25 protein-coding genes, 3 pseudogenes and 1 riboswitch are annotated in these 23412 nt (G+C 45.2%); of the genes and pseudogenes, 13 read left to right on the top strand and 15 right to left on the bottom strand.

Going from position 1 to position 23412, the window contains the following annotated elements; genetic code table 11:
• Positions 1 to 64: 64 nt before the first annotated feature.
• The 4 genes and pseudogenes from HRE53_RS23090 (at position 65) to HRE53_RS23105 (ending at position 2020) form a co-directional block, all read left to right on the top strand.
• A complete protein-coding gene (locus tag HRE53_RS23090) occupies positions 65 to 304 on the top strand; it encodes a transposase (RefSeq protein WP_235107289.1) in 240 nt (79 codons plus the stop codon).
• A 59-nt stretch (positions 305 to 363) separates the two neighbouring features.
• A complete protein-coding gene (locus HRE53_RS23095; RefSeq protein WP_235108104.1) occupies positions 364 to 570 on the top strand; it encodes a hypothetical protein in 207 nt (68 codons plus the stop codon).
• A gap of 42 nt (positions 571 to 612) precedes the next feature.
• The gene (locus HRE53_RS23100) at positions 613 to 1020 is read left to right on the top strand and encodes a hypothetical protein (RefSeq protein ID WP_235108105.1); all 408 of its coding nucleotides are present in this window, start codon (positions 613 to 615) and stop codon (positions 1018 to 1020) included.
• A 62-nt stretch (positions 1021 to 1082) separates the two neighbouring features.
• Positions 1083 to 2020: pseudogene (locus tag HRE53_RS23105) on the top strand (IS5 family transposase).
• A 71-nt stretch (positions 2021 to 2091) separates the two neighbouring features.
• On the opposite strand, the gene HRE53_RS23110 reads toward HRE53_RS23105, so the two are convergent.
• Complete coding sequence (locus tag HRE53_RS23110) at positions 2092 to 2295, bottom strand: hypothetical protein (protein ID WP_235108106.1); 204 nt, start codon at positions 2293 to 2295, stop codon at positions 2092 to 2094.
• A gap of 177 nt (positions 2296 to 2472) precedes the next feature.
• Here HRE53_RS23110 and HRE53_RS34960 point away from each other — a divergent pair.
• The 3 genes and pseudogenes from HRE53_RS34960 (at position 2473) to HRE53_RS23125 (ending at position 5512) form a co-directional block, all read left to right on the top strand.
• Positions 2473 to 3703 (top strand): annotated as a pseudogene (locus HRE53_RS34960) (RNA-guided endonuclease InsQ/TnpB family protein).
• Positions 3704 to 3796: 93 nt separating this feature from the next.
• Entirely contained in the window at positions 3797 to 4714 is a 918-nt protein-coding gene (locus HRE53_RS23120; protein WP_235108107.1) for a histone deacetylase, read from the top strand.
• 261 nt (positions 4715 to 4975) lie between these two features.
• Entirely contained in the window at positions 4976 to 5512 is a 537-nt protein-coding gene (locus HRE53_RS23125) for a hypothetical protein (protein ID WP_212665484.1), read from the top strand.
• A 342-nt stretch (positions 5513 to 5854) separates the two neighbouring features.
• On the opposite strand, the gene HRE53_RS23130 is transcribed toward HRE53_RS23125, so the two are convergent.
• From HRE53_RS23130 to HRE53_RS23145, 4 genes are all read right to left on the bottom strand, one after another.
• A complete protein-coding gene (locus tag HRE53_RS23130; RefSeq protein ID WP_235108108.1) occupies positions 5855 to 6319 on the bottom strand; it encodes a hypothetical protein in 465 nt (154 codons plus the stop codon).
• Entirely contained in the window at positions 6232 to 6957 is a 726-nt protein-coding gene (locus HRE53_RS23135) for an IS1 family transposase (RefSeq protein ID WP_235108109.1), read from the bottom strand. Before HRE53_RS23135 ends, HRE53_RS23130 begins: the two co-directional genes overlap by 88 nt.
• A gap of 85 nt (positions 6958 to 7042) precedes the next feature.
• The gene (locus tag HRE53_RS23140; RefSeq protein WP_235108110.1) at positions 7043 to 7342 is read right to left on the bottom strand and encodes a DUF1636 domain-containing protein; all 300 of its coding nucleotides are present in this window, start codon (positions 7340 to 7342) and stop codon (positions 7043 to 7045) included.
• Positions 7343 to 7590: 248 nt separating this feature from the next.
• Positions 7591 to 8055, bottom strand: a complete 465-nt coding sequence (locus HRE53_RS23145; RefSeq protein ID WP_235108111.1) for a hypothetical protein — start codon at positions 8053 to 8055, stop codon at positions 7591 to 7593.
• A gap of 35 nt (positions 8056 to 8090) precedes the next feature.
• Here HRE53_RS23145 and HRE53_RS23150 point away from each other — a divergent pair, with 35 nt between their 5' ends.
• Positions 8091 to 8243 carry a hypothetical protein gene (locus tag HRE53_RS23150; RefSeq protein ID WP_235108112.1) on the top strand — a complete coding sequence of 51 codons (153 nt, stop codon included), beginning with the start codon at positions 8091 to 8093 and terminating at the stop codon, positions 8241 to 8243.
• A gap of 65 nt (positions 8244 to 8308) precedes the next feature.
• Here HRE53_RS23150 and HRE53_RS23155 read toward each other — a convergent pair whose 3' ends face one another.
• Positions 8309 to 9694, bottom strand: coding sequence for a hypothetical protein (locus HRE53_RS23155; RefSeq protein WP_235108113.1), 1386 nt, complete (start codon positions 9692 to 9694; stop codon positions 8309 to 8311).
• Between the two features lie 576 nt (positions 9695 to 10270).
• Positions 10271 to 10414, bottom strand: a riboswitch (cobalamin riboswitch).
• Positions 10415 to 11498: 1084 nt separating this feature from the next.
• On the opposite strand from HRE53_RS23155, the gene HRE53_RS23160 reads away from it, so the two are divergent.
• Complete coding sequence (locus tag HRE53_RS23160; protein WP_235108114.1) at positions 11499 to 11729, top strand: hypothetical protein; 231 nt, start codon at positions 11499 to 11501, stop codon at positions 11727 to 11729.
• 96 nt (positions 11730 to 11825) lie between these two features.
• On the opposite strand, the gene HRE53_RS23165 is transcribed toward HRE53_RS23160, so the two are convergent.
• Complete coding sequence (locus HRE53_RS23165) at positions 11826 to 13859, bottom strand: NAD(P)/FAD-dependent oxidoreductase (RefSeq protein ID WP_235108115.1); 2034 nt, start codon at positions 13857 to 13859, stop codon at positions 11826 to 11828.
• Between the two features lie 261 nt (positions 13860 to 14120).
• Here HRE53_RS23165 and HRE53_RS23170 point away from each other — a divergent pair, with 261 nt between their 5' ends.
• On the top strand, positions 14121 to 15209 hold the full coding sequence (locus HRE53_RS23170) for a class I SAM-dependent methyltransferase (RefSeq protein ID WP_235108116.1): 1089 nt from the start codon (positions 14121 to 14123) through the stop codon (positions 15207 to 15209).
• 28 nt (positions 15210 to 15237) lie between these two features.
• Here HRE53_RS23170 and HRE53_RS23175 read toward each other — a convergent pair whose 3' ends face one another.
• The 4 genes from HRE53_RS23175 to rpsO are packed head-to-tail and all read right to left on the bottom strand — an operon-like array spanning position 15238 to position 17840.
• Entirely contained in the window at positions 15238 to 15837 is a 600-nt protein-coding gene (locus tag HRE53_RS23175) for a DUF924 family protein (RefSeq protein ID WP_235108117.1), read from the bottom strand.
• 21 nt (positions 15838 to 15858) lie between these two features.
• Complete coding sequence (aroF, locus tag HRE53_RS23180; protein ID WP_235108118.1) at positions 15859 to 16917, bottom strand: 3-deoxy-7-phosphoheptulonate synthase; 1059 nt, start codon at positions 16915 to 16917, stop codon at positions 15859 to 15861.
• A gap of 11 nt (positions 16918 to 16928) precedes the next feature.
• Positions 16929 to 17552 (bottom strand): PAM68 family protein, encoded by a 624-nt coding sequence (locus tag HRE53_RS23185; protein WP_212665494.1) that lies wholly within the window; start codon positions 17550 to 17552, stop codon positions 16929 to 16931.
• A gap of 18 nt (positions 17553 to 17570) precedes the next feature.
• Positions 17571 to 17840: a 30S ribosomal protein S15 gene (rpsO, locus tag HRE53_RS23190; protein WP_212665495.1), complete on the bottom strand. Its 270-nt coding sequence runs from the start codon at positions 17838 to 17840 to the stop codon at positions 17571 to 17573.
• A gap of 131 nt (positions 17841 to 17971) precedes the next feature.
• On the opposite strand from rpsO, the gene larE reads away from it, so the two are divergent.
• The 3 genes from larE to HRE53_RS23205 all read left to right on the top strand — a co-directional run bounded on the left by larE (position 17972) and on the right by HRE53_RS23205 (position 20769).
• On the top strand, positions 17972 to 18796 hold the full coding sequence (gene larE / locus HRE53_RS23195) for an ATP-dependent sacrificial sulfur transferase LarE (RefSeq protein WP_235108119.1): 825 nt from the start codon (positions 17972 to 17974) through the stop codon (positions 18794 to 18796).
• A gap of 231 nt (positions 18797 to 19027) precedes the next feature.
• Complete coding sequence (locus HRE53_RS23200) at positions 19028 to 19555, top strand: hypothetical protein (RefSeq protein WP_235108120.1); 528 nt, start codon at positions 19028 to 19030, stop codon at positions 19553 to 19555.
• Between the two features lie 287 nt (positions 19556 to 19842).
• The gene (locus tag HRE53_RS23205) at positions 19843 to 20769 is read left to right on the top strand and encodes a branched-chain amino acid ABC transporter permease (protein WP_235108121.1); all 927 of its coding nucleotides are present in this window, start codon (positions 19843 to 19845) and stop codon (positions 20767 to 20769) included.
• A 45-nt stretch (positions 20770 to 20814) separates the two neighbouring features.
• On the opposite strand, the gene HRE53_RS23210 is transcribed toward HRE53_RS23205, so the two are convergent.
• From HRE53_RS23210 to HRE53_RS35270, 4 genes and pseudogenes are all read right to left on the bottom strand, one after another.
• Complete coding sequence (locus tag HRE53_RS23210) at positions 20815 to 21159, bottom strand: tetratricopeptide repeat protein (protein WP_315875893.1); 345 nt, start codon at positions 21157 to 21159, stop codon at positions 20815 to 20817.
• Positions 21160 to 21238: 79 nt separating this feature from the next.
• The gene (locus tag HRE53_RS35260) at positions 21239 to 21754 is read right to left on the bottom strand and encodes a tetratricopeptide repeat protein (RefSeq protein WP_396133466.1); all 516 of its coding nucleotides are present in this window, start codon (positions 21752 to 21754) and stop codon (positions 21239 to 21241) included.
• Positions 21740 to 23003: pseudogene (locus tag HRE53_RS35265) on the bottom strand (type II toxin-antitoxin system HipA family toxin); the annotation flags it as partial. The pseudogene HRE53_RS35265 and the gene HRE53_RS35260, both read right to left, overlap by 15 nt.
• A gap of 32 nt (positions 23004 to 23035) precedes the next feature.
• Complete coding sequence (locus HRE53_RS35270) at positions 23036 to 23203, bottom strand: helix-turn-helix domain-containing protein (protein ID WP_396133467.1); 168 nt, start codon at positions 23201 to 23203, stop codon at positions 23036 to 23038.
• Between the last annotated feature and the right edge of the window lie 209 nt (positions 23204 to 23412).

The following is a 23412-nucleotide window of genomic DNA, read 5'->3' on the forward strand; positions in this document are numbered from 1 at the left end:
TAACCCGATAGACAAGAAAAAAGATGGGCTGCAAATGATGTATCTCCAGCTCACCTTATTGACAATGATATTGCCACTATACCAACCCCATTTACGCCGTCAACTGTCTCCTGCCCAGTATCTTCTCCTAGAGATCCTCGTTCATCTATTACAAACACTTCGCTGCGTCAAAATCGAGACGCTAGCAGAAGGGCTGCCACTGCCGATTCTTTTTGACAGTCGCCGAAAAAAATCCAACGGTTCTTATCCTTACCGACCCTTGAGCTTGAAACGCTTTGGCTACCGCTGGTTAAGCTGTGGCTGAGCCAGCAGTATTCTCAAGGCTCCCAGCTTTATGTCGTCATCGACCGTACGAGTTGGGGAGTGATTAATCTATTGATGGTCAGCGTGGTCTGGCAACATCGCACTATTCCCGTATGGTGTGAAGCCCTCTGCAAAAAAGGCAGCAGCAACTATGACGAGCAAACCGCTGTTTTAAGCAAAGTTATCCGCCATTTATCAGCCTATCGTCTGGTCATCCTCGGTGACCGAGAGTTTTGTTCCGTCAAGCTGGGGCAGTGGTTAGGCTAACAGAAGGTCTACTTTTGTCTGCGACTCAAGCGCAATACCGAAGTGGCTCTGGCCCAGCAGTTTACTCAACAACTCCAACAGTTTGGCCTTACCCCCGGTCAAAAGCTATTTCTCAATGATGTGCACGTCACTCAGGCTAAAGGCTTTGGAACTTTCAATGTGGCAGCCAAGTGGAAACGACGGTATCAGGGCTTTGCACCTGATGAAGCATGGTTTATTCTCACCAACTTCTGTGACCTCAATAGTGCTATCGTCAGCTACCAAAAACGCTTCTCTATCGAAGAAATGTTTCGGGACTTCAAGCAAGGAGGCTATTGTCTCGAAGGCTCTCAAGCCATGCAAGAACGGTTGGTGGCTATCGTTATTGTGATTGCCATTGCCTATACCAGTGCGGCACTGCAAGGGCAAAATCTCAAGCAAAAAGGACTACAGCGCGGCGTTGTTGCATAAGTCGGATTCCCTGATGTGTAATGAGAGGGTCTCCAAAACTCGTTAAGTTCAGGGCCAGAAGTATGAAGCAGCAATACCGTGTCCGCAACTGGAGTGAGTACAACCTGGCCTTGAGACAAAGGGGTAGCCTGACCTTTTGGGTGAGCGAAGCATCCACAGAGCACTGGCTTAACACTAAACCTTCAGAGCAATTAGGGGCACCCAGAACCTACTCAGACGTTGCCATTATGAGCGTGGTCACGATAAAAAATCTGTTTCAGCTAGCGGGTCGTCAAGCGACTGGATTGCTCGCATCATTGTTTGAGTTGATGCGGTTGGAACTGCCCGTGCCAGACCACAGCACGGTTTTTCGGCGCATGGGGAAACTCGAGGTCACATTGCCGATTCTGAACAGGGAGCAAGCCCGTCATGTTGTGATTGATTCAACCGGGGTCAAAGTTTATGGAGAGGGCGAGTGGAAAGTCCGTCAACACGGGATTAGCAAACGTCGTACTTGGCGAAAACTCCATTTGGCTGTGGATGAAACCACTGGAGAAATCTTGGCCGCAGTTGTGAGCACCAATGACTGGGGGGATTCAGAGATCCTGCCGGACTTACTCGAGCAGATTGGCGGAGAGATTGAACAGGTTTCATCTGATGGGGCGTATGACACAAGCGGATGCTATGACACCATCACAGGGCGAGGAGCCCAGCCTGTAATCCCCCCCGCGAAAAAAATGCGGTGATTTGGCAGCATGGCAACTGTAAAGCACCACCACACCCGAGGGATGAAGCCTTACGCGCTATCCATAAACAGGGGCGCAAAAAGTGGAAACAGGAGTCTCATTATCACCGTCGGTCGTTATCCGAAACGACGATGTTTCGACATAAAACCGCTTTTGGAGGTAAAGTGCAGTCCCGTAAATTTGAAAATCAAGCGACAGAATTATTGTGTCAATGCGCGATGCTGAACCGAATGATTCAACTCGGTAAGCCTGTCAGTGTTCCAGTCGCTGCTTAATTCAACCTCAACAAGGGGGGATTGATGTCCACACTTCCACTTATGCAACAACGCCCTACAGCGCTATATTACTAGACCCGAATCCACCACTTCACCGAACAAGCGTCATAGTGCATTCCGAGTCGGACTATCTGCTCATCTGTGGGCCATAACGGGGGATGGAGTTCTGGCTCGATTGGTGGATGAGCTAATGAAACTCTCTCCCAATAAGCTGCCTGAATATCAACGGGGTATGAGAGCGATGGAGCTTGTCTGTGCTGGGTTGTAGCCTTCATGTCGCCCCCTCAGGATGGATTGTTGATTTCCGTTCCTATCAAAAGTCTTCGCAGTACTCCAACCATAGCTAAAAGTTTGGTTGGTGGTGTAGCGGATTGTGACTGAAAGGAACAACCCTTCGGCAAAGCTCAGGAGCCTAGGTGCAGTATCTACACAGTAAATAGTATTATGTAGGCATGCTTAACATGACCTGGGAATTCAAACTAGAACCCACTCCTGAGCAAGTTATAGAAATTGAACACACCTTAACGATGTGTCGAAAAGTCTGGAACTTTGCTTTGCGTGAGCGTAAGGACTGGCTTAATTCTCGTAAATGCTCAGTGAATGCTTGTTCTCTTAGGCATGAGTACATCATGTCAGGTGATGAGCCATTTCCTAGTTATCACCTTCAAGCCAAACGTTTAACCCTTGCTAAGAAAGAGATTGCCGAACTCAAAAGCGTCAATGCTCAAATGCTTCAGCAAGTCTTGAGACAACTGGATGCATCCTGGGAGCGTTGGCTGACCAAGCAATCGGGTCTACCTAGATTCAAAAACCAAGCTCGACTGCGAAGCTTTGTATTTCCTCAGATGCTCAAGCATCCTCTCAGTGTAAGAGGCATCAAGCTTCCGCAACTGGGCTGGGTCAAAGTGAGATGGTCTAGAGATATACCCCAGATATGCGAAGTCAAACAAGCTCGTATTGTCCGTAAGGCGTCGGGGTACTTTGTCATGTTGAGTTTACAGGCTGATGTGGATATTCCAGAGGTGCCCTTTCATGGCCATCCGGTGGGAGTTGATGTGGGCTTGGAATACTTTCTATCTACTTCAGATGGCTTACAGATCAAACATCCCCGCTTTTTTTAATGAGTTGCACCGCAAGCTGAAATTGCTGCAACGTAGACTCAAGACCAAGCAAAAGGGGAGTACTAACCGGTCCAAACTGCTGAGGAAGATCGCCAGAGTTCATCAACGGATTGCCGACACTCGTAAGGACTGGCATTTCAAGACCGCCCATCAGCTTTGTGACCAAGGAGATTCCATCTTCGTTGAAGACTTGGATTTCCGCATAATGGCGAAAGGGTTTTTGGGTAAACACACATTAGATGCTGGCCTTGGGCAGTTTAACAACCAGATCCTTCCTTGGGTGTGCTGGAAGCGTAATGTTTATTACGGCAAGGTTGATCCTAGAGGAACTAGCCAGGAGTGTCCAGATTGTGGAGCAACGGTGAAAAAGGATTTGAGTGTCAGGATATCTCACTGTTTAGAGTGCGGCTCAATTAAGCCGAGAGATATTGCGGCGGCTCAAGTCATTTGTACCCGTGGGCAACGGGGAATAGAAAATGCCTGTGGAGTCGAGGTGACGGGGGGTTCAGTAATGAATTCTAGTCAACTGGCTTTGAAGCAGGAAATCTTTGGAGCGATCTAAAGAATCTCCTTGCATACCCGATAGGGTTGCTGGGAGAGGATGTCAATTCCTAACTACCCAACTCGGTCCCCTTTTTTATCAAGGATGAGCTGCATGCTACCCATTGTCTATTCAGATCGCTTTCTTGAGCATTTGACGGGTCCCTATCATCCAGAAAAACCAGAACGCTTAACGGCGATCAAAACAGCACTAGAGCATGCACCCTGGGCTGATCAATTACAGTGGCTACCGCCAACTCCTGTAACTCAACGAGATCCCTTAAATTGGATCAACCGTATTCATACCACCGACTATATCCAGCAAGTTCAATCCTTGGCTGAAGCGGGGGGCAGTTATCTCGATCCCGACACAGTGGTGTCTCCTCAAAGTTATGAAGTGGCTTTGCTGGCAGTGAATGCTTGGTTAGATGGAGTGGATCAGGTGCTAGCCCACCAATCCCCCGCCTTTGTGTTGGCAAGGCCCCCAGGACACCATGCTGTACAAGAGACGGGCATGGGTTTTTGCCTGTTTTCGAATGCTGCGATCGCAGCCCACTACGCCCTCACTCAACCCGGAATAGAACGAGTCGCCATTCTTGATTGGGATGTTCACCACGGGAATGGCACTCAGGCGATTGTTGAGTCTCATCCCCAAATTGCCTACTGCTCCCTTCATCAATCCCCTTGCTATCCCGGTACAGGGACTGCGGGTGAAACCGGTTTACATGGCAATATCTTGAATTTACCGATGCAGGCAGGCAGCACCCTAGCGGACTATGAGCCACAATTTAGAAACAAAATTATGCCTTTTTTTGAGGTTTTTAAGCCAGATCTACTGTTGGTCAGCGCTGGTTACGATGCCAACGCCGCCGATCCATTAGCGGGAGTTAATTTAGCGCCCCAAGATTATGGTGTTTTTACTCAGTACTGCCTACAACTGACCTCCAAGATACTATTTGGTTTAGAGGGCGGATATGACTTACCTGCTTTAGCTCAGTCTGTGTTTTCCACTATTGAAATCTGTTTGAAATGACTGGGCGGCCATTGTTTTTAACGAACGGAAATAGGGTAGATTTTTCTAAATTGAATCTGATCCTGCTGTGACTTGCAGTAGCAGAGCTTCTTATCTAAAATGCTTGATCTACTTGTCATTCTTTATCCAAGTAAAAACATGGGTATCCTAATCCCAAAGAATTAAGCTGCCTCTACAGCCATATTAGTGATGCAATATTCTAAAGCTTTACTCTGCGTTGTCACGTTGCTCAGCATCCCTCTAATCAGTTCGTGCAAAGAAATGACCCAAATTCAAGCTCAAAATAAGTATCTCAATGCAACCCTAAAGCCTGGAGTTGGCTTTGGCGATATTAACCTGCGCTCTACTACCCTGAGAGAAATCACTGCCCAGCTAGGACGGAACTATAAACGGAAAGTGCGTGGGTTTACTGAATCAAAATGTGATAACGGAGTATGTACATCTAGCCCCTTGGAACTCATCACCATTAACTATAAATCCCAAGGATTTCAATTTTTGTTTGAACAACGGGGCAATCAATTACAACGAGAAGGAGCTTTGCCGTTAAAAGAGATACGTGTAAATTGCATCAAAGATAATTGCCCTTATAAAGGTAAGACAGAGCAAGGGATCGGGTTAGGGGATACACGCAAACAAATCAAAGAAGTTTACGGCAACCCCAAGCGCTCACCGACTAATACGTGGCAGTGGTCTTATCCTAAAAAAGGTATTTCTTTTGAAATTGATAAGAAGTATCAAGATCCAGTACGAGATAGCGATCGCATCAAGACCATCGTTATTTCCAAGGATTTAAGATAATGAGCATACAATCTTGATTGTTTTGGTCTAGTAGTGAACAAATAAAAAATCTATGCCGAAACTTGCTTCTATATTGGGTTTGCTATGAACTATTGATTTGTTAATACCTTCGCCAACTCACGAGGACCTTGTGAAAACAGATCATTGGAATATTCTAATATCCTCTTGAATACAGTGAACAACTTGAAATTGAGCCTCAACATCATCGTTAAACCTGATCTGATTCACCAGGTAGCGATGGCAAGATGAATGCTGTCGCCTGATGAATGGTTGATGATCGCTCTCGGTAAGGTACTTTGCCATCAGGGCAGGCGGGTAGTTAGGTGAGATTATCTCAGCCCCCTATTCTTGAGAAGCTATATAAACCGGTGCTCTGAGGATCTGAGCTTCGGTCCAAATGTGTTCAGTTAATCCAACTGCCATGGCAGGAGTTCTCTGTTGAAAGCGCTTTTTACCCTCGGTTACTTCTAGAGGAGTTCGTAAACTGCGATGCACTCTCACCCAGTTGTAAACTGTAGCACTCCACCAAGCAACGGCCTGACGAGTATTACTGCGATGAGCGAAAGCAAGTGAGCGTCTGACTTGATGAGCATTCATCCGTCGTGCAGTGCCATTGAAACGCTCCACAGTTGAGGTGTTGGGAATGTTGTACCCTATTTCATCTAGCGCTTGATTGATCCGTTGCCAGCTCCCATGAGCTTTGCTCACCTCTACAGCTTCTAACTTTTGTCCCTGACGATGCTTGATGACTTGGACGTGGGCAAGGGTTCGAGGAATCCGATACTTGGAGTTGGGAGGTCGACCCATCGTGCTTTGACGGGGGGGAGGTAAGACACCCCGAAGATGACCGGAAAGAGAGTGCGATAACTCGCTTCTCCATCGGTCATCAGCACCAGGTCTTGGGGATGAGCTAGTCGTCTGTGACTGCCTTGCATCAGCCTTTCTATCAGGTCTGTGTTACGGGGACCAATTGCCACGTGGACAATGAATTTACTGGCGGCATCAATGGATACCGCATCCCAACACTGCTGCTTTTTGCTGGCGACGTATCCATGACGTTCGTCCATCTCTAGTATGTCGATATCCAGTTGCTGAGCTTCCTGCTCATGAAAGTCCTGGGCATGCTGACCAAACTTGAGGGTCAAACGTTTCACCGTATCCGGATGGGTGTAGGTCAGACGTGATGTTCCTTTGATAGACGTTCCTTCTGCAATTTGACGACCTACTTCTATTGCTCGAGATTCAGGGATTTTTGTATTCCAAAAGGCAGTGTTCTTGCGTTCACTGAACTCTGCTCCACAGCTATGACAGCGCAGATACCGTATTCGATCTTGTCCGTAGACTTTACGTACTGTTAAATTCTCAAGGCCCGCTTGACCATAGCTTTCACAGTTAGAGTTCACGCAAGCTAGCTCTGAAAGTAATGGCCTTTTTTTCTCTTCCATGGGAGTATCTTGGCTCAATAACTCCCTTCAGCAATACCTTTTTCGAGCCTCCCTTAGCTAGAGGGGCTGAGATAATCTCACCTAACTACCGGCAGGCGGTATATTGCTGGCAAAACTCTAATAGTGTGGTTACTGACTCAATCGGTGACATCCCACTAAGGATAAAAGTCAACTTGCTAGGAGCAGCCAGAGTCACATTGCAAGGTTGACTGCACTGGGCCATACATCGCACTGGCTGCAAATCAATGGCATCTTGTAGATTATTGTGAGAGATTGCAGCTTGCATCTGGTCAATCAGGTACTGTCCTCCTGAGACTCCATCACGACTTTTCTCGGTGGCAGAAAAGCGACATAGTGCACAGATAAATAATGTGGCTTGGGTCATGTTTCACTCCTTGAAGGATAGGGCAAATCAAACTGAAGTAGCCTGGTTTCACAGAAGTCTGCTGCTGGCAGGTGATATTCTTCTCAACCTTTGCAAATAATTTCATAGCTGCATGGGGGAGCAGTGGGTAAATGTCGCAAAAATATCAACGAAACTCGATCACCCGATTTCAGCAGAAAAATGGTATCCGTTGCAGGATCATCGTGATCGACTGCTTGGAGAATATGGCCATTGATATGATGATTTAGTCAGCAACCATCTTTACACCTCCTGTCAGAGCTTGGTTCCAGAGTAAATTCTGACCTGCGGTTACATACCTCGTGATAGCAATTGGGCGGGGAGATCGCTAAATTCTGCAACCAATTGATATCTACTTGCCCATTGCCAAAAACGGCGACGAGCATATCTTGACCCGGTGGGTAGGTCCTAACCACTTCCATCAAGTGATGCACGAAATCTGTATCCAGGTTATGGATTTTCAGGTAGGGTTGTACCTCAGGCACTGGAATGTACTGAATGCTGTAGCGCACATGATCGCTACGCCAGTCTAGAGTAGAGACATCAACAACCTCCACATCACAGGCCACTAGTCCTCGCCACTGAGTCAGGTATCCTTGCCAGGCAGCATGACCTATAGATAGAAAATTTTCTCGAATAAATGCTGACTGCCAGTAGCCTGTATAGCCCTGCCAAACATCAACTGATAGATACATGAATTTCCTCCTGTCACTGTTGGACCACAGCCACTATGTTTTTGAGTAAAGGTGGCCACGTCTTCCTCGTGGTGTATTTTCAAACTGTAGTCAATCACCACTTGCGGAGTGCAGCTGTTGAAATGGCTGTTTTTGATGACGATCACATCTGCGTCCAACCGATTGATGTTCTGAATGATGTCGCCTAACTTGTACTAGTTCAGATACGTGTGAATCTGGGGTTGGGGGTGAGCCATCGCCGTTTTGGCCTAGTTTATTGGGATTGCTTAAATTGTTCTAATTCTTTAAAGAAGCGGTCAAATGTTCGGATATTTTGCTTGAGAGCAGTGTTAATCGAACCAAGTTTACCCATAACCGTCATATCACGGTTAATAGGCCATAAATAGCTGACCTCAGAAGAGAATATTTTCAAGCTTTTAAGCAATCGAGTTCGGTTTTTAACGCTCTGGTGAAATCCATCATGCTCCTCGCAGAAGCAACGTCTCATCCACTGTTTAGCGTTCAGATGACTAAATTCGAAGATAGGAGATCTGAGTAAATAATAGACAAGTGCAAAATTATCTAATCCATCCCTAGAGGAGCTGTCAGGAATGACTGCAGAGACGCTTCCAAAGCTGCTTCTTTGCATCATATAGATAACAAAATTTGCAATCAAATTCTCGTAAAGATTAGGACCTTCAAATTCTTGATATAAGTCTTTGCCCAATAGCTTAGAAATCGTTGTATGGAAAGCTTCATCTAAGAAATGGTACCGAGAGATAGCCGTAGGAGCTGGCACAAATTTATGATTATTTTCTAACTGCTTAGCATATTTGGCAATGGGATGTTCGATATCCTTCAACTTCAAATTCGCCATCATCCGTAATGTGTAAAATTGACAAGCCATAAAGAGAGAACCTGACCCACACCCAAATCCATACAGGCTGTGTAGGGGGGTAAATGACCCCATGGCATTTTCCAGTAGTCCTCCCATTGGAGATTTGAAAACACGTGAATTTCTCTGCTTTTTCTTGATTTTTTCAGCGTAATGGCTTGCCTGATTTCTGTCCGTAAGTTTTATAGCTAGTTTTTTAGCCATATTAAGTTGAAAAGTCGTTGCCAGCGTTCTTTGAGGTCGCCACTTGGCTAGTTCATCCAGGCTAGAACGATCAATCAAGGACACCATCGTTGTCAGGCCAATTTTACGGAAAGCACGGATGTGGACGACTTCCTGTTCAGTTTCCATCTGAATTTCTTTTGCCAGCGTGTCATAGCCACCCATCAGTTCTAATACATCAGCTGTCACTGGGTTATAGTCCAGTGCAGTGCATTCTGTATTTGCTGTTTTGATATAAGAAGCCGCCCAGCCTAAATGATTGAGCACTAATTTTTGAGTCCTAGATGCCTCTGCATATAGCGGCGTGCCATAAAGCAATGATTGAGCAGGAAGTGTCCAAAAATGCTCTTGATTATCTGCATAGCGAAAGTTACGGCTAAGTGCAGCAATCTTTTCGGTGTAATCCGAGTCAATGTTGTTACTATATGTGGTTTCTATAGTCCGAAAGCATTTTTGAGAAATAGAGCTTGCTCGTTTACTTTCAGAATCTGTATGCTGTTCTATAACTTGATTATCCGAGAGTGGATGTTGAGTTTGTGTCATGGCAAAAATATTTATTAGAATTGATGTTTACTTCAATGCAATGGTTTGATGACTCTAAAAACTATTTTTTGAATTCTTAAGGTCATCAAAAAATAGTTTTTAGGGTTGTATCTATAAATAGATATGGAACGATTAACAGCTCAAAATATTTGCAGGACTAATTTTTAGTTATTCTCAGTAACTAAGTTTTTTTTGAGAATAACTATTCAAAAAACTCGCTAATACATCTGAAATGCATTGCTTTTTGTCGTAATGAATTACGAAATTACCCTAAGCCGTAGCTCCCGTTTTTTTTGCTATATAGGAGAAAGTGTCAGCTCTGAGTGTCCAAGATTCCAATTGAATATTTTAGAAAAAATTTAGTTCTTAAATATTCTGATCTCTGGTTGAAATATCAGGAAAACTCTTTTCAAGAGTTAAATATTGAGAATAACGGCCTTGGATACTTAGGGATGACACTTTGGTTCAATTCCCTGGTCCTTTTCATCATCAAAGCTTTGGAGTGATGCCCCAATGACAATAAAACCCTGACCTATTCAAAACTAAAACATTCATCATCTATACCTCGCAGATGTTGTAAGTGAGTAATAACTCGGCGGGCATTCTGACTTTGAGGCTAACACCTCATCACAGTTGCGGGACAGCGCCGGACTTACACCGAACTTTCCCCTTTTCCTCTAACGGCTGAACCCCGTTAGAACCGAATCTATAAAATTGTTTCTGAATACTACCACAAGAATTAAGATTAGAAAATGTTTTAGCCTGGGATGAGTTCTTTTAGCCTGCTTCACCTTTCAAGTATTCTGGGTCATTTTACCCAATGTTTATTTGAGCTGCTGCCAATGGCTATTGAGTGCCACAACTTACCATGAGGTGATGGCCGATGATCCCGACTCTAGCGGAATTAAGCCACAAGACTGAAGGCCAATCTAGAAAATAGTTCCGGTACAAGATCGGTCTTGTTTAGTGTGAAGTCGAGAATCTAGATGATAGTTTTAGGCTCTCTATTTATGTTCTGTTCCCATGCTTTCCATCCACAGAGTATAAGGATTGTGCTCCAATCAAACACTGAGTTTAAAGACTGGCAAAGATATCCAAATAGACTTCCATCCCGTTTAATGAAATTAAGTTGTCGCTGAAAGACCATATCAGGCATGAATTTCAGCTCTATGACCTGTTTTTATTAGGATCTTTGCCATATCTCTATATAACTCTCAGATTTTTTTGGCCGATGCATGGGTGCTGCGGCTGATATTTTTTTTGATCAAGACTAATAATCTCTCAATCTTATATTTGGTAAGTATTTGAGAATGTATTTGATAATAAATTTTTCTCTAGTAAGACTTAAATAAATTAATCTTGCCTGTTATAAGAAAAAATTCAATCTATCTGAATCTCTTTTCTCGCTTGGGTTGTGGGAGAGCCGAAAACTATTAATTATTTAGATACTATTACTATTTTTAAAAGTTAACTTATAAAGGTAATAATTCCAAAAACTAAGGGCACAATACTGGTAACTGAATTTCAAGAGCAGATGAATGGTTGTAGATTTTTCTCTACTGCTATTTTTAGTATCAAATGGCACAATAATTCTGTTATATCTCTTTGAGCCAGCATTATTGACTTTCAATTAGTTTTTATTCAGAGAATAGGTCAGACTATTCATAGTATCTGAATTGCAATAATTGATACATCAGCGTATTAGTTCTGGTGCCATTCTTGTACAAATTGGTCGGCCTTTATGGTTCGCGACTATATGTAATTCAGGATGACCGTATTCAGAATCTTTATTGGAATTGCTTACATGAAAGCCCATCTTCCCGTTGTTGGATTTGCTATTGTAGTTTTAGAGTATGTTGCTTTTAAGTTTGCTTTATTAATAGCAATGATAAAAGGGTTTTGGCCTCCAGAAATGTGTAAAACTATTGATCTAATGATGATGTTTTGTGCTATTTCTGCAACCCTATGGTTGGCATCATTACCTGTTAAAAAAAAGAAACTAAGATGCTGGTTTATAGGTGAGTTTAACTCTTAAATTCCCTATTTACTAGGGTTATATAAATTAGAAAAATTACTATTAAGATACTCCCTGCTCATCGAGTAATATCTGCGAAATTGTTACGGTCAATACCTACTTTACAATTGCAGGTTCAGATTTAGGCTGTGGCTTGAGGACTTGTTCCACGCGGGCCTGTCCTAAGGAATAGGTCACTGCATAACTGCGAGCGAGTAGGCTTAGCCAAAGTTGGGGAAAACGCTCTTCCAGTAAAGGCTGCAGCCAGCGAATCATTCGCGGAAACCAGGACCGAAGCAATGCATTGCCGAAGGCATCGACGGTAAAACTCCAATAGCTGCCAAGCCAGCGGATTAAGTCTTTGGAACCCACTACGATCCAAATCCACAGGAGTAGAGCGGGATTTATAAAAGCCGCTTTGAGAGCCATCCGATTGAGGGGAAGCCAGCCAAATCGATCTTTGATAAATGCCTCTGTTACTTCTGGATCTTCTTCCTCTAGGATGCCAAAGAAAGTATTGAGCATAGAATTCACGCGCTCAGGGGGCAGATGTTTACCCGTGGGTACCATCATCCCTCGTGAAAATAACCAGGTAACGGCCACATTACTTTGGTAGGCCCGAATTTGGTTGAGGTGTTTTGCCTGTAGCAAATCGTGTTTAAGAGCAGTATCGAGTAAGTCCGTTAACCGGGGGAGGTTGCGGACTAAGGAGCCAAACCCTGTAAAAATCAAGGGAGATTGCAAGGATGCCGAATCTCCGATCGCAATGAGTCGATCAAATGCGATGGTGCGATCGGAACTATCCAAACTAAAATGTCCTGGGATATAGCCAAACGTTGGCTTGATCCAATTCAGGTCATCTAAATCGCAACGGCGGTACTCCGGCAGGATTGTAAAAAAGTCCTCATACATCTCCAGCAAAGAACCGGGATTGTCGGGATGGACCTGATGGTAATGGAACAGATAGAACGTTAGCTCATCCCCTTTCCCAGGGAATAGCTCCCAAATTAACTGCCGTCCTCGAGAGATATCTCCGTGGCTATTGAGCACATCCCCATAGCGGGCGTCCCAGACTTCGCGATCTAACCCAGAAATGACTGCCCCCACAGTAGGACAGACGCTGTCAAAGGAACGTCCCCCATTGAGTTGCCAGGCGATGGGGGAGGCCGTTCCCATCGCATCTACCAGCAAGCGCCCTGTGACTGTTTTCTCTGTGCCACTAGGAAGATGAACGGTCTGCACACAGGCTGCATCGCCTATATCCACTCGCTGAAATTCGGTTTGGTCCCAAATTTCTCCCCCTGCTTGTCTAAGCTTGTCACCGCATAATCGCAGCAGCTGTTCCGAGTCAATGGCAATATTGAGAACCGTCGGCGTTGTTAAGACAGGGGCTTGGCACTGGGATGGATTGTTGGCATCAAAGAACTTGTGATAGCCATCTACATATTCAGAGGCGATCAAACTTTCAAATTCAGCAGGGGTGAACAATCCCAAGTCAATTAGATTAGCAAACTCGCTGCGGGAGATATTCCACTCCCGATTCATCCGTCCAAACGGTAACCGCTCGATCAGGAGAACGCGATATCCCAGGCGAGCCATGACTGCAGCGTGAATGACCCCGAGGGCACCGCCCAAATAAACTAAATCATACTCAGGTGCACTCGATTCGGCGTTGGAAAAGACCACTTGCCGAGGTTGTTTGGGTTGCTGGACACCTTCGCGCCAGCGTTGCTCCCACCAGTAGGCCCGAGTCAGATCATATTCACCATTCGGAAACCGTTGAAAATATTGAACGGTACGCGGATAATCCTTGGCTAAGGCTGCGAAGATCGACTCTTGCTCTAAATCAATAGCGGGGGGCTTAGGGTAGTAATAGGGAAAGTGGGTTCTTAACGCCTGCTCTAGTCCTTTAACCAGCTTCTTTTCCTGCGGTATTGGCCCAGAACCCCAGCGAAACACCTTGAGATAAGTGGTTCGTTGCAGGGACCATACAACGATGGCCAGTTCGCTAGACTGCCCTGGGAACTGTAACCGGCAACCGGAAGGTGTCGACCGCTTTTGGCCTGAGGGAGAAGTATAAGAAGATTGCAACCAATGTCTAACAGCGTCAGTATTCGGCGTGGGAATTTCTAAATAGGAAAGTTCTTGCATACCCTGATGTATCGAAGAGAAACGGTTTATTGGCGATAAACCTTATGTGCAACTGCGCTGTAGATTGATGTTTGAGAACAAGAATATAGGTTGTTCTGCACTGATGGGTGAAGGATTAAAACCACGAGATATCGACGCTAGGCTCATAAAATAGCACAGCTAACCACACCATAAGCTAATTTTGACTCTTGGCGTACTTTGTTATTTCGCTTTTGCAAAATGAATTATGATAAATAGAAATATAAAGTTTTATGAAGAGCCATGCAAGCCTTACCTAATCCTTTTGATCTGCCTGTAGCTGAACCTATAGCTAAACTTGCTTACGAGACGATGCAACGAGGTAAGAACGCATTTGGTGCCGTTCATCGTCAAGTCTTAGGCAACCTAAAAAGCACGCTCTATCCTGGTTTAGGTAAGGTAGATTCCCTAGATGATGAGACCCTTGCATACCTCCAACATCGCCAAGCAGACTTGATGGAAAAAGACTGGCAAGATGCCCAGTTAGGGGTCTATCCCATCAGTTTGCTGTTTGATAATCCTTGGGAAGAGTTTTTTCGCCTTTACCCTCAAGTTTGGTTAGATGCGCCTCACACTTGGGCAAGAGCTGATCAAAAAAACTACCAGGATTTTTCCCCTGGGATTGATGTTGATAGCTATCCCCAATACTATATTCAGAATTTTCACCACCAAACCGATGGCTATCTGAGTGAAACATCTGCTGAAATTTATGATTTGCAGGTTGAACTCCTATTTGGCGGTACGGCTGATGCCATGCGCCGTCGGATTCTGGCCCCGCTAAAAAAGGGATTAGCTACATTCTCTGCTATTCCTGCCAGCCGGATTCGGATCTTGGATGTTCCTAGTGGTGCTGGACGGACGTTGAAGCAGTTACGGGGAACTTTTTCTGAGGCCGCTTTATCTGGTGTAGATTTGTCTCGCACTTATTTGCAAAAAACGAATCGACTGCTCTCGCAGGATCGAGGCAGTTTACCTCAGTTGTTGCAGGCCAATGCCGAGTCCTTACCTTACGTGGATAACTATTTTCACGGTGTCAGTAGCGTTTTTCTGTTCCATGAATTACCTGCACCAGCACGACAAAACGTGATGAATGAATGTTTCCGAGTACTGCAGCCAGGAGGGACTTTCGTGATTTGTGATTCCATTCAGCTAGATGATTCTCCAGAACTTAAAACAGCAATCGATGGCTTCCCAGCGATGATGCATGAACCCTACTACCGTCATTACAGCACCGATAATATTGTCGAACGTCTTCAGAATGCGGGTTTTGTAGATATTGAGACAGACGTACATTTTATGAGTAAATATTTTACTGCTCGTAAACCTGCCTAGTATGGCTGATGGTCTCAACCATACACTTCTAGAATGATGATCCAGGGGTTTGTAGGAACTCTATTTCGGTCCGGGTTGAGTTTCGGTGAAGGATGGCGTTGCGGTGAGGAAATCGGCCAAAGCGGTCAATGATATCTCGATGCCGAACTGCAAAGTCAATATAGCGCTCAAAGGTATCCTTTAAGGGTGGTTCGCATTCTGCTGCAAGGCGTTGGAAGAGTTGAATGCAATGTTCTTGGTCTGCCAAGGATTCGGAGTGCTCTAAAGGCATGTAAAAAAACACTCGCTGTATGGGACGTAAGGATTGATCGGTCCCATCTTTTAAGCCTTGTTTACAGAGCGTTCTTGCGATCGCATCATAAGCAAACGCTTCTGCTGTGTCCCGATACATGTTGCGAGAGAACTGATCCGTCAACAAAATCAATGCCAATGTGCCGAGCGGGGTCTGCTGCCATACCTCTAGTTCACCTCTGGCAGTCTTGGCTAGATAGCTAGAGAAGCGGGCTTTGATTTCCGTATCAACGTCAGGATTTTTTGACCACCAGAGCTTGGACTGTTGTTGGGCGACTTCTAAGTCATCCTGGCTGGGTCCAAACCAAAATTCGTAGATGGTTTTAGGAGATTCCATTTTTTCATCCTAAAAACAGTCTTAGGCTTTGGCTGCAAGGGTTTGAGGCCAGCGACCGACTGCATGACCAATCACCCCTAACTCTTGGGTTAAGGCATCAAATTGATCGGGGGTCAAAGATTGGGGGCCGTCGGACAGAGCTTTGGCTGGGTTGGGATGGACTTCAATCATTAGGGAATCAGTACCGACTGCGATCGCAGCTTTTGCCAATGCCGGAACAAACTGTGCCCAACCCGTGCCATGACTGGGATCAACCATGATGGGTAAGTGGGTAAGGGTGCGCAATACGGCGACTGCTGCGAGATCCAAGGTATTCCGTAAATGTTGCCGATCAAAGGTGCGGATGCCTCGCTCACACAGAATCACATTGGAGTTCCCTGCTGCCAAGATATATTCTGCAGCCATCAGCCATTCATCAATGGTGGCGGATAACCCTCGCTTTAATAACACGGGTTTGGGTTGTGCTCCAGCAGCCTTGAGGAGAGGGAAGTTTTGCATATTGCGGGCCCCAATCTGGAGCACATCAGCTACATCAGCCACTTTCTCGACATCGGCTGTATCCATTACTTCGGTAATAATTCCCAGGCCTGATGCCTCACGGGCGGTAGCCAACAGACCTAAGGCACTTTCACCATGGCCTTGGAAAGCATAGGGAGAGGTGCGTGGTTTATAGGCTCCACCGCGCAAAAAAGATGCCCCGGCCGCAGAGACTCGTTGAGCTGTCTCCACAATCATGGCTTCATTTTCTACAGAGCAGGGACCGGCAACGAGCACAATTGGATCTTGCTCACCGAAGAACACAGATCCTTTAGGGGTCGGTACCTCTATGCGGCTAGCTTCTCCATGGCGAAATGCTCGGCTAACCCGTTTATAGGGTTTCTCGACCCGCAGCACTGATTCAATCCAAGGATTTAAATCCTTGATTTGATCGGGATCGAGTTCAGCCGTCTCACCGACGAGGCCAATAACAACCTTATGTTGCCCCACAATTTTCTCTGGCGCCAGCCCCCAATCCCGCATTTCTTGATCGAGGGACTGAATTTCTGCGTCAGGTGCACCGCTTTTGAAGACGATGATCATGGGGGTACTCCTTACGAGCTAGCTGACTCCTCTTCAGAGGCTTCGGCTGTAGGTTCGGTTGATTCTGCTTTAGCAGACGCCTTCTCTGCTTTGGCTGCTTCTTTTTCTGCTTGCGCTTTTTCTTCTTTGAGACGCTTGCGATCTTCCTTTTGGAATTTGCGACGTTCTTGGATCCGGCCTAAGTTCAGTCTGAACTCGCTAATCCCCAGGGCAGATCCGTCGAGGCCTTCATCCCAGGAAGCAGAAATGATCCCATAGCTAACGCCTACGAGACCGAGTCCCAGGCAGGTAATGCTAATAAATAACACTACGGTGCTGGGAAAATCTATCCACCCTCGCTCCGTGACCAAATAGCTAGCTGGGATAGTTAAAAAAGCGAATAGTGTGGGGATGCCAGAAAAGATCCCAACACGCCGAATCATCCGGTTGCTAACAACTTTAGGAATAATAGAAGAAGGAGCGTCTCGCTTTGACCCTTTTGCTTTTTTCTGCTTTTTCTTCGACTTAGAAGCTTTAGCAGACAGATTAGGAGCAGATTTGGCTTTCTTCTTGTTATCAGTAGCCGAAGCCTCGGCTAAGTCTAAACCGAAGCCAGTTTTGTTATTGGCGTTATTACCTTCAGTTTTGGGAGCCATGGGATAAAAAAAGTACCGTTAACCCCGAATACCCAAGCGTTTAATTAGCTCACGGTAATGGGCTTGATCTTTTTTCATGATATAGGTCAACAGGCGCTTACGCTGACCAATCATTTTCAAAAGACCCCGGCGGGAAGAATGGTCTTTTTTGTTGGTCTTGAGATGGTCACTCAGCTTGCTGATCCGCTCAGTTAGCATGGCAACCTGGACGTCTGCTGAACCTGTATCAGTCTCATGGACTTGATAGGCATCAATAATTTCGTGTTTCTTTTCTTGCAACAAAGCCATACGCGATCCGTGATTTCTCAAAACGCTAATTCTATCATAATCACTCTTGGTTATCTCAACCGTTTTTGCTAAATAACCTTTTTCCTAGAGGACCGTTAGACTGAAGACACAGGAGTCATAACATAGGGCTGATGACGGTTCAGGATAAGCTACAACAACTGCAAACCCTCTTTGCCCAAATGGAACGTGCCCTGATTGCCTATTCAGGGGGCATCGATAGCACTTTAGTGGCAAAAGTGGCCTTTGATGTGCTGGGAGATCAAGCTCTAGCCATTACTGCCAATTCGCCGTCACTGCTGCCAGAAGATTTTGAAGATGCTCAGGTGCAGGCGGCAGACATGGGCATTCCCCATCAAGTTGTTGCGACTCATGAGATGGATAATCCCAATTACACGACGAATCCGGTGAATCGCTGCTATTTCTGTAAAAGCGAACTCTATGACACTTTGAAGCCCCTGGCTACAGAATTGGGCTATGCCTATGTGGTGGATGGGGTGAATGCGGATGATCTCCAAGATTACCGCCCCGGAATTCAGGCGGCGAAGGAGCGAGGCACGAGATCACCCCTGGCAGAGGTGGGGATCACGAAGCTTGAAGTACGAGAAATTTCGAAGCTATTGGGTTTATCCTGGTGGGACAAACCGGCTCAACCTTGCTTGAGTTCTCGCTTTCCCTATGGGGAAGAAATTACGGTTGAGAAGCTGCGACGGGTAGGCCAGGCAGAACGCTATCTTCGCAAGTTGGGTTGGTCGACGTTAAGGGTGCGATCCCAAGGTGATACGGCTCGGATCGAACTTCCCGCTGCTGACATTCAAACGTTTACCCATCAGACCGAACTCCCTCAATTGGTTTCAGCGTTTAAAACCTATGGTTTCATCTACGTCACCCTTGATTTAGAAGGCTTTGTCAGTGGCAAACTCAATCAGGAGCTGCCTTTAGTTTCGTCTATGCCTTAAACGCTCTAAATTCCAAAAAACAGAGATATTCGCACCTAATTTATAGTGGTTTACACCTAACTTATTGCACCTGAAATTTATTTCTCATGCCAAAGTTATGGGACAGTATTGCACCTGTTTTCTTCACTAGGATACAGTCACAGCCGAGATCCCTTTGAGAAAATCTTGGTTATCACAGTTGCAATCACTCTTCTCAATATTGTTATGGTGGAAAAATAAAATCTTCAACCCATGCTGAATCCTAAACGCTTATCCCAATACTTTGGGGGAGTTCCCCTCGTCTGTATCACTTCTCTAATGGTGTTGATGGGAGGGTGTTCCACAAGTCAAACCCCCGAGACATCATCGCCAAGCCTTGAATCACCCAGGACTGAATCACCCAGTACTGGCAATGCTGTAGTTCCAGAACAACCTGAAAAAACGACCGATACGGCCAACAGTACTTTGGCTCAAGTAAAGCCATATCAGGAGGTTCCTCAAGCGTTTCAAGGTGTATGGCAGGCTGACTTAGAGCAATGTGGTTCTCAGGTCAGTGAGACTAGGCTTGAGATATCTCCTAAACAGATTCAGTTTTATGAAAGCCAAGGGCCAATTCAAGAGGTTATCAGTGATGGGCAGACGACCCTGAAAGTGAAGGTTGAATTATCCGGTGAAGGCGAAAAATGGCTGACTGAGAGAGAGTTTCAGCTTTCGGAGGATCAAAAGACTTTAACTGCGATCAGTGACGATAGCCCTTTAGTTCGCTATCGATGTTCATGATGCCTGGCATTGTTGATGGGGCGTAAACTGATCTGTTTCAGCTGCTACTCCAAGGGTAGTCAAAACGATAGGTTGCCATACATTATTTTTTGCACCCTTTTATGTAGGGTCAACAGAAAAAACGATACTGGTCTGGCGTCTTTAACTGTTGAGCTAGATCCAAATCCCATCCGTTCTGGAGCCTGAAGCTGTATGATTTTCTTGCTTAGTGAGTATGGCCTTTGTTCTTAAACTGGAACGAGTCAAAGAACTCCGATAAGCATGGACTTATAGCAGGAACAGTAGGAATGGATCTAGTTCTAGATCTGGCACAGCTATTTATTAACGGAATTGCCGTGGGCAGCATTATTGCCTTAGCGGCAGTTGGCCTGACCCTAACCTATGGCATTCTCCGTTTGCCGAATTTTGCCCACGGGGACTTTATGACCACGGGGGCGTTTCTGACCTATCTGTTTAATACCCAAGTTCTCAATCATGTGGTGTTTGGGGTGGACTGGTTAGATAGTTTGTTTGCCCAAGCCAATGTTTGGATCTCGATTATTCTCGCGACGATCGTCACGATTGGTGGGTTCTTGATCTGCGAGTTTTTAATCTGGTCCAAGATGCGAGATCGCAGAGCCACATCCACCACTTTAATCATTATTTCGATTGGCCTTGCCCTGTTTATCCGCAACGGCATTATCTTTATCTGGGGTGGAGGTAATAAAAGCTATAACTTGCCTGTGGCCAAGGCTGCTGAAATCTTGGGCGTGGTCAAAATACCCTACTACCGCTTGATCGTGATTGGTCTAGCGATTTTGGCGGTGGTGGGTCTGCACTGCCTGTTGCAATACACCAAAATTGGTAAGGCCATGCGAGCCGTAGCGGATGATATTGACCTTGCTAGTGTCTCAGGTATTGATGTCAGTCGCGTAGTGCTCTGGACCTGGGTGTTGGCTGGGGGCTTAACGGCCTTGAGTGGAGGTATGTATGGCCTGATTACGGCGGTGCGACCGAATATGGGCTGGTTTCTGATTTTGCCGATGTTTGCGTCGGTTGTGCTGGGAGGTATTGGCAATCCCTATGGTGCGATCGCAGGTGCAATGGTCATCGGTATCGCCCAAGAAGTAAGCACTTACTGGCTTCCCACGGAATACAAACTTGCGATCGCGCTTTTAGCAATGGTGTTAGTCCTACTGGTTCGCCCTCAAGGATTATTTAGAGGCACAATTTGAGTCGGATTATCATCTGAATCACAGTGACAGTGTTGGCTAGCATTTTCACATCTGAGCCATCTTTTGAACATCTATGAGGATACTCTTTACATCTTCTACATCAGAAGATTTCAGTTCTCGTAGTATGTTTAGAGATTCTTGGAGATAGTGTATTGCTTTTTCAAAATCACATAGATAGTTGGCTAATAGTTGCCCCATCATCGTGAGAGTAACAGCCTTACCCTCTAAATTTTGGGCCTGTTCACTCAAAGTCAAGGACTTTTCAAAATGGGAGAGAGCTTCTTCTACACGTCCTTGTTGGATATGAAGGAGTGCCATGCTGTGTAAAGTGTCTGCTTTACTTCTCAAATCCTTGTTGATTTCTTCAATGTCTAAACACTCTAAATACAATAAATGAGCTTTCTCTATCTCTCCGCGTTCAGCGTGAATCTTAGCGACTTGGTGAAATGTTGCTAATTCTCCCTTCCAATCACCTATCTGTTTTTTTAATATCTAAAGACTCTTCAAAGTAAGCAAATGCTTTATCCATTGCTCCTTGTTTAGCAAAGATAACTGCCATGCAGTGCAAGGTAACTGCTTTGCTCTGTAGATTGATGTCTTGTTCTTCAAGCTTTAGGGATTTTTCGTAAATTAAGAGTGCGGTTTCCTCCCTTCCTTCATTGACATAGACATTTGCAATTTGATGTAAGGTGACTGCTTGATCTTTCCTGTTCCCGATTTGTTTATTGAGTTTAAGAATTTTTTCGTAGACTGAAAGTGCTTTTTCCCCCTCTTTTTGATGAGCATAGATGTCGGCAATTCCATGCCAAATATCTATTTGAGAAGTATCCACTTGAGAAGCTGTACCCGATTTATCTCGAATTTCAGCTTTGAGGTTGAGGGCTTTTGTATAAAACGCGAGTGCAATTTCATACTCTCCCTTTTCAGCGTAATCTGCGACTAATGTGTATAGAGTTGGCAAATTGTGTTGTGCAAGAGATGTCATCCCCTCTAAAATCGGCTGGCTAATATGTGTAGGAAAATCTTTCGGTAATTGCTTTTGAATTTGTTGAGCAATGAATTCAGCCTTCTCCAGCATTTCTAGTAATAAAGAGATTGCTTGCTTCTGGGAAAACTCTGCAGCCTTAGCCGTGAATAGAAAATGCCTAAGCTGTATTTGCGACCATACATAGCGGTTCTTTTTACCCTTCAGTGCCATCGCCATCTTTGCTTTTTGCTTAGGAATTTCTTTTGTCTTCATTGATGGATAAACTGACAACACATCATATAAAGGGGTTAACCGATAGCTGGCATTGGGGTCTAAGTAAACGCTGAAATTTTTGCCATGGCCGTCTATTGCTGCCAATAGCCAAAATAAAATTTGTGTTTTAAAGAATTGCTCCCTATCGACTTGGGGTTGCTTGGAGCCGATCAGAACCTTCATAATCTCGACAATGCTTGGTCCCCCGTTTGCTTGATACTTTCTATCAGAAGCGATCCCCAATACTTGGCACATATCTTCTTGGGGGAGCCTCATCAGCCAACTCCCATCCCTTGACCACTTTCTGTCAAATCGTTCTACCACTAAGACCTTGACATCTTCAAAAGTCTGGATATCAGCTTTTGCTACAGGCAGCCCAAAAGCTTCAGCAATTTTCAAACAGAGCCATTCATTTTCACAGCTCTCGCTCAGATCGACTTTGCCTTCCTCGTCATCACGTATCCCTATCGGGAATTTAATAATGTGGCTCGTGGGTGTTGTTCCAGTGGGTAAGCACCATTTTTTGGTTGTGCCAGAGCAGCCCAGTCTTTTCCTGGGCACCTGCAATCGAGATCCGAAAATCGTCTCTCTCCCTAGCCATGCTTAAAGGTGCTATTTTATATTTCCTGAGATGTTTGGCAATTTCAGCTTCTGTGAGATCCTGCTTGGTTACCGTCTTAATGTTTAGTCCCGGCAATTGATTGCAAAGTTGTACTGCTCCTACACAATCACTTCCTACCGCACTTAACAAATCAAAGGGTTGATTGGTGGATGTCTGAAACCTCTTCTGCATCTTGTTTCGAATGCCTGTACTATCCGGCAATAAGTTTCCGAAAAAGTTATAGACCTGCTGCCCTTTGTACACTTCACTGCGTAAAGGCATTGATAGGGATAAGGGGCGGGCACCAGGGGTTGCGAGCCATTCTTCTACATATTCGAACGTATTCGCCCCCGTTGTGCTCTGATGCCAAAAACCAACCAAGCGACCATTCATCAAGACATTTAGAGTTCCACTCACCTTGGCCTTTACCACTCTTCATCCCATCCTTGACTGGCATTGCTAGCCTGCTCTTTTGGCACGACTTGCAGCTCAAGTTCTAATGCCGATAACAGTTTGAATAGGGTTTCCAGTTTGGTACTGGCTGGGCGGTTCTCAAAAGCCGAGACGGTTACCTGTCTGACCCCCAGTTCGATCTCCTACTTCAGATTGGTTGAGTCCCATCCTTTTTCGGCGATCTCTGGCATATTCAGCCAGTACTGTGGGCGAAGAAATATTCATTTTGGCAAAAAATAGTAACTAAAGCGTATATGTATTATTTTAAGCGCTGTGGTTATTGAATGCAAAAAATAGTAACTAAAGCGTATATGTATTATTTTAAGCGCTGTAGCTATTAAATCCGACA

Origin of the sequence: Acaryochloris sp. 'Moss Beach', from assembly GCF_021497025.1 — a bacterium.
Taxonomy (GTDB): Bacteria; Cyanobacteriota; Cyanobacteriia; order Thermosynechococcales; family Thermosynechococcaceae; genus Acaryochloris; species Acaryochloris marina_A.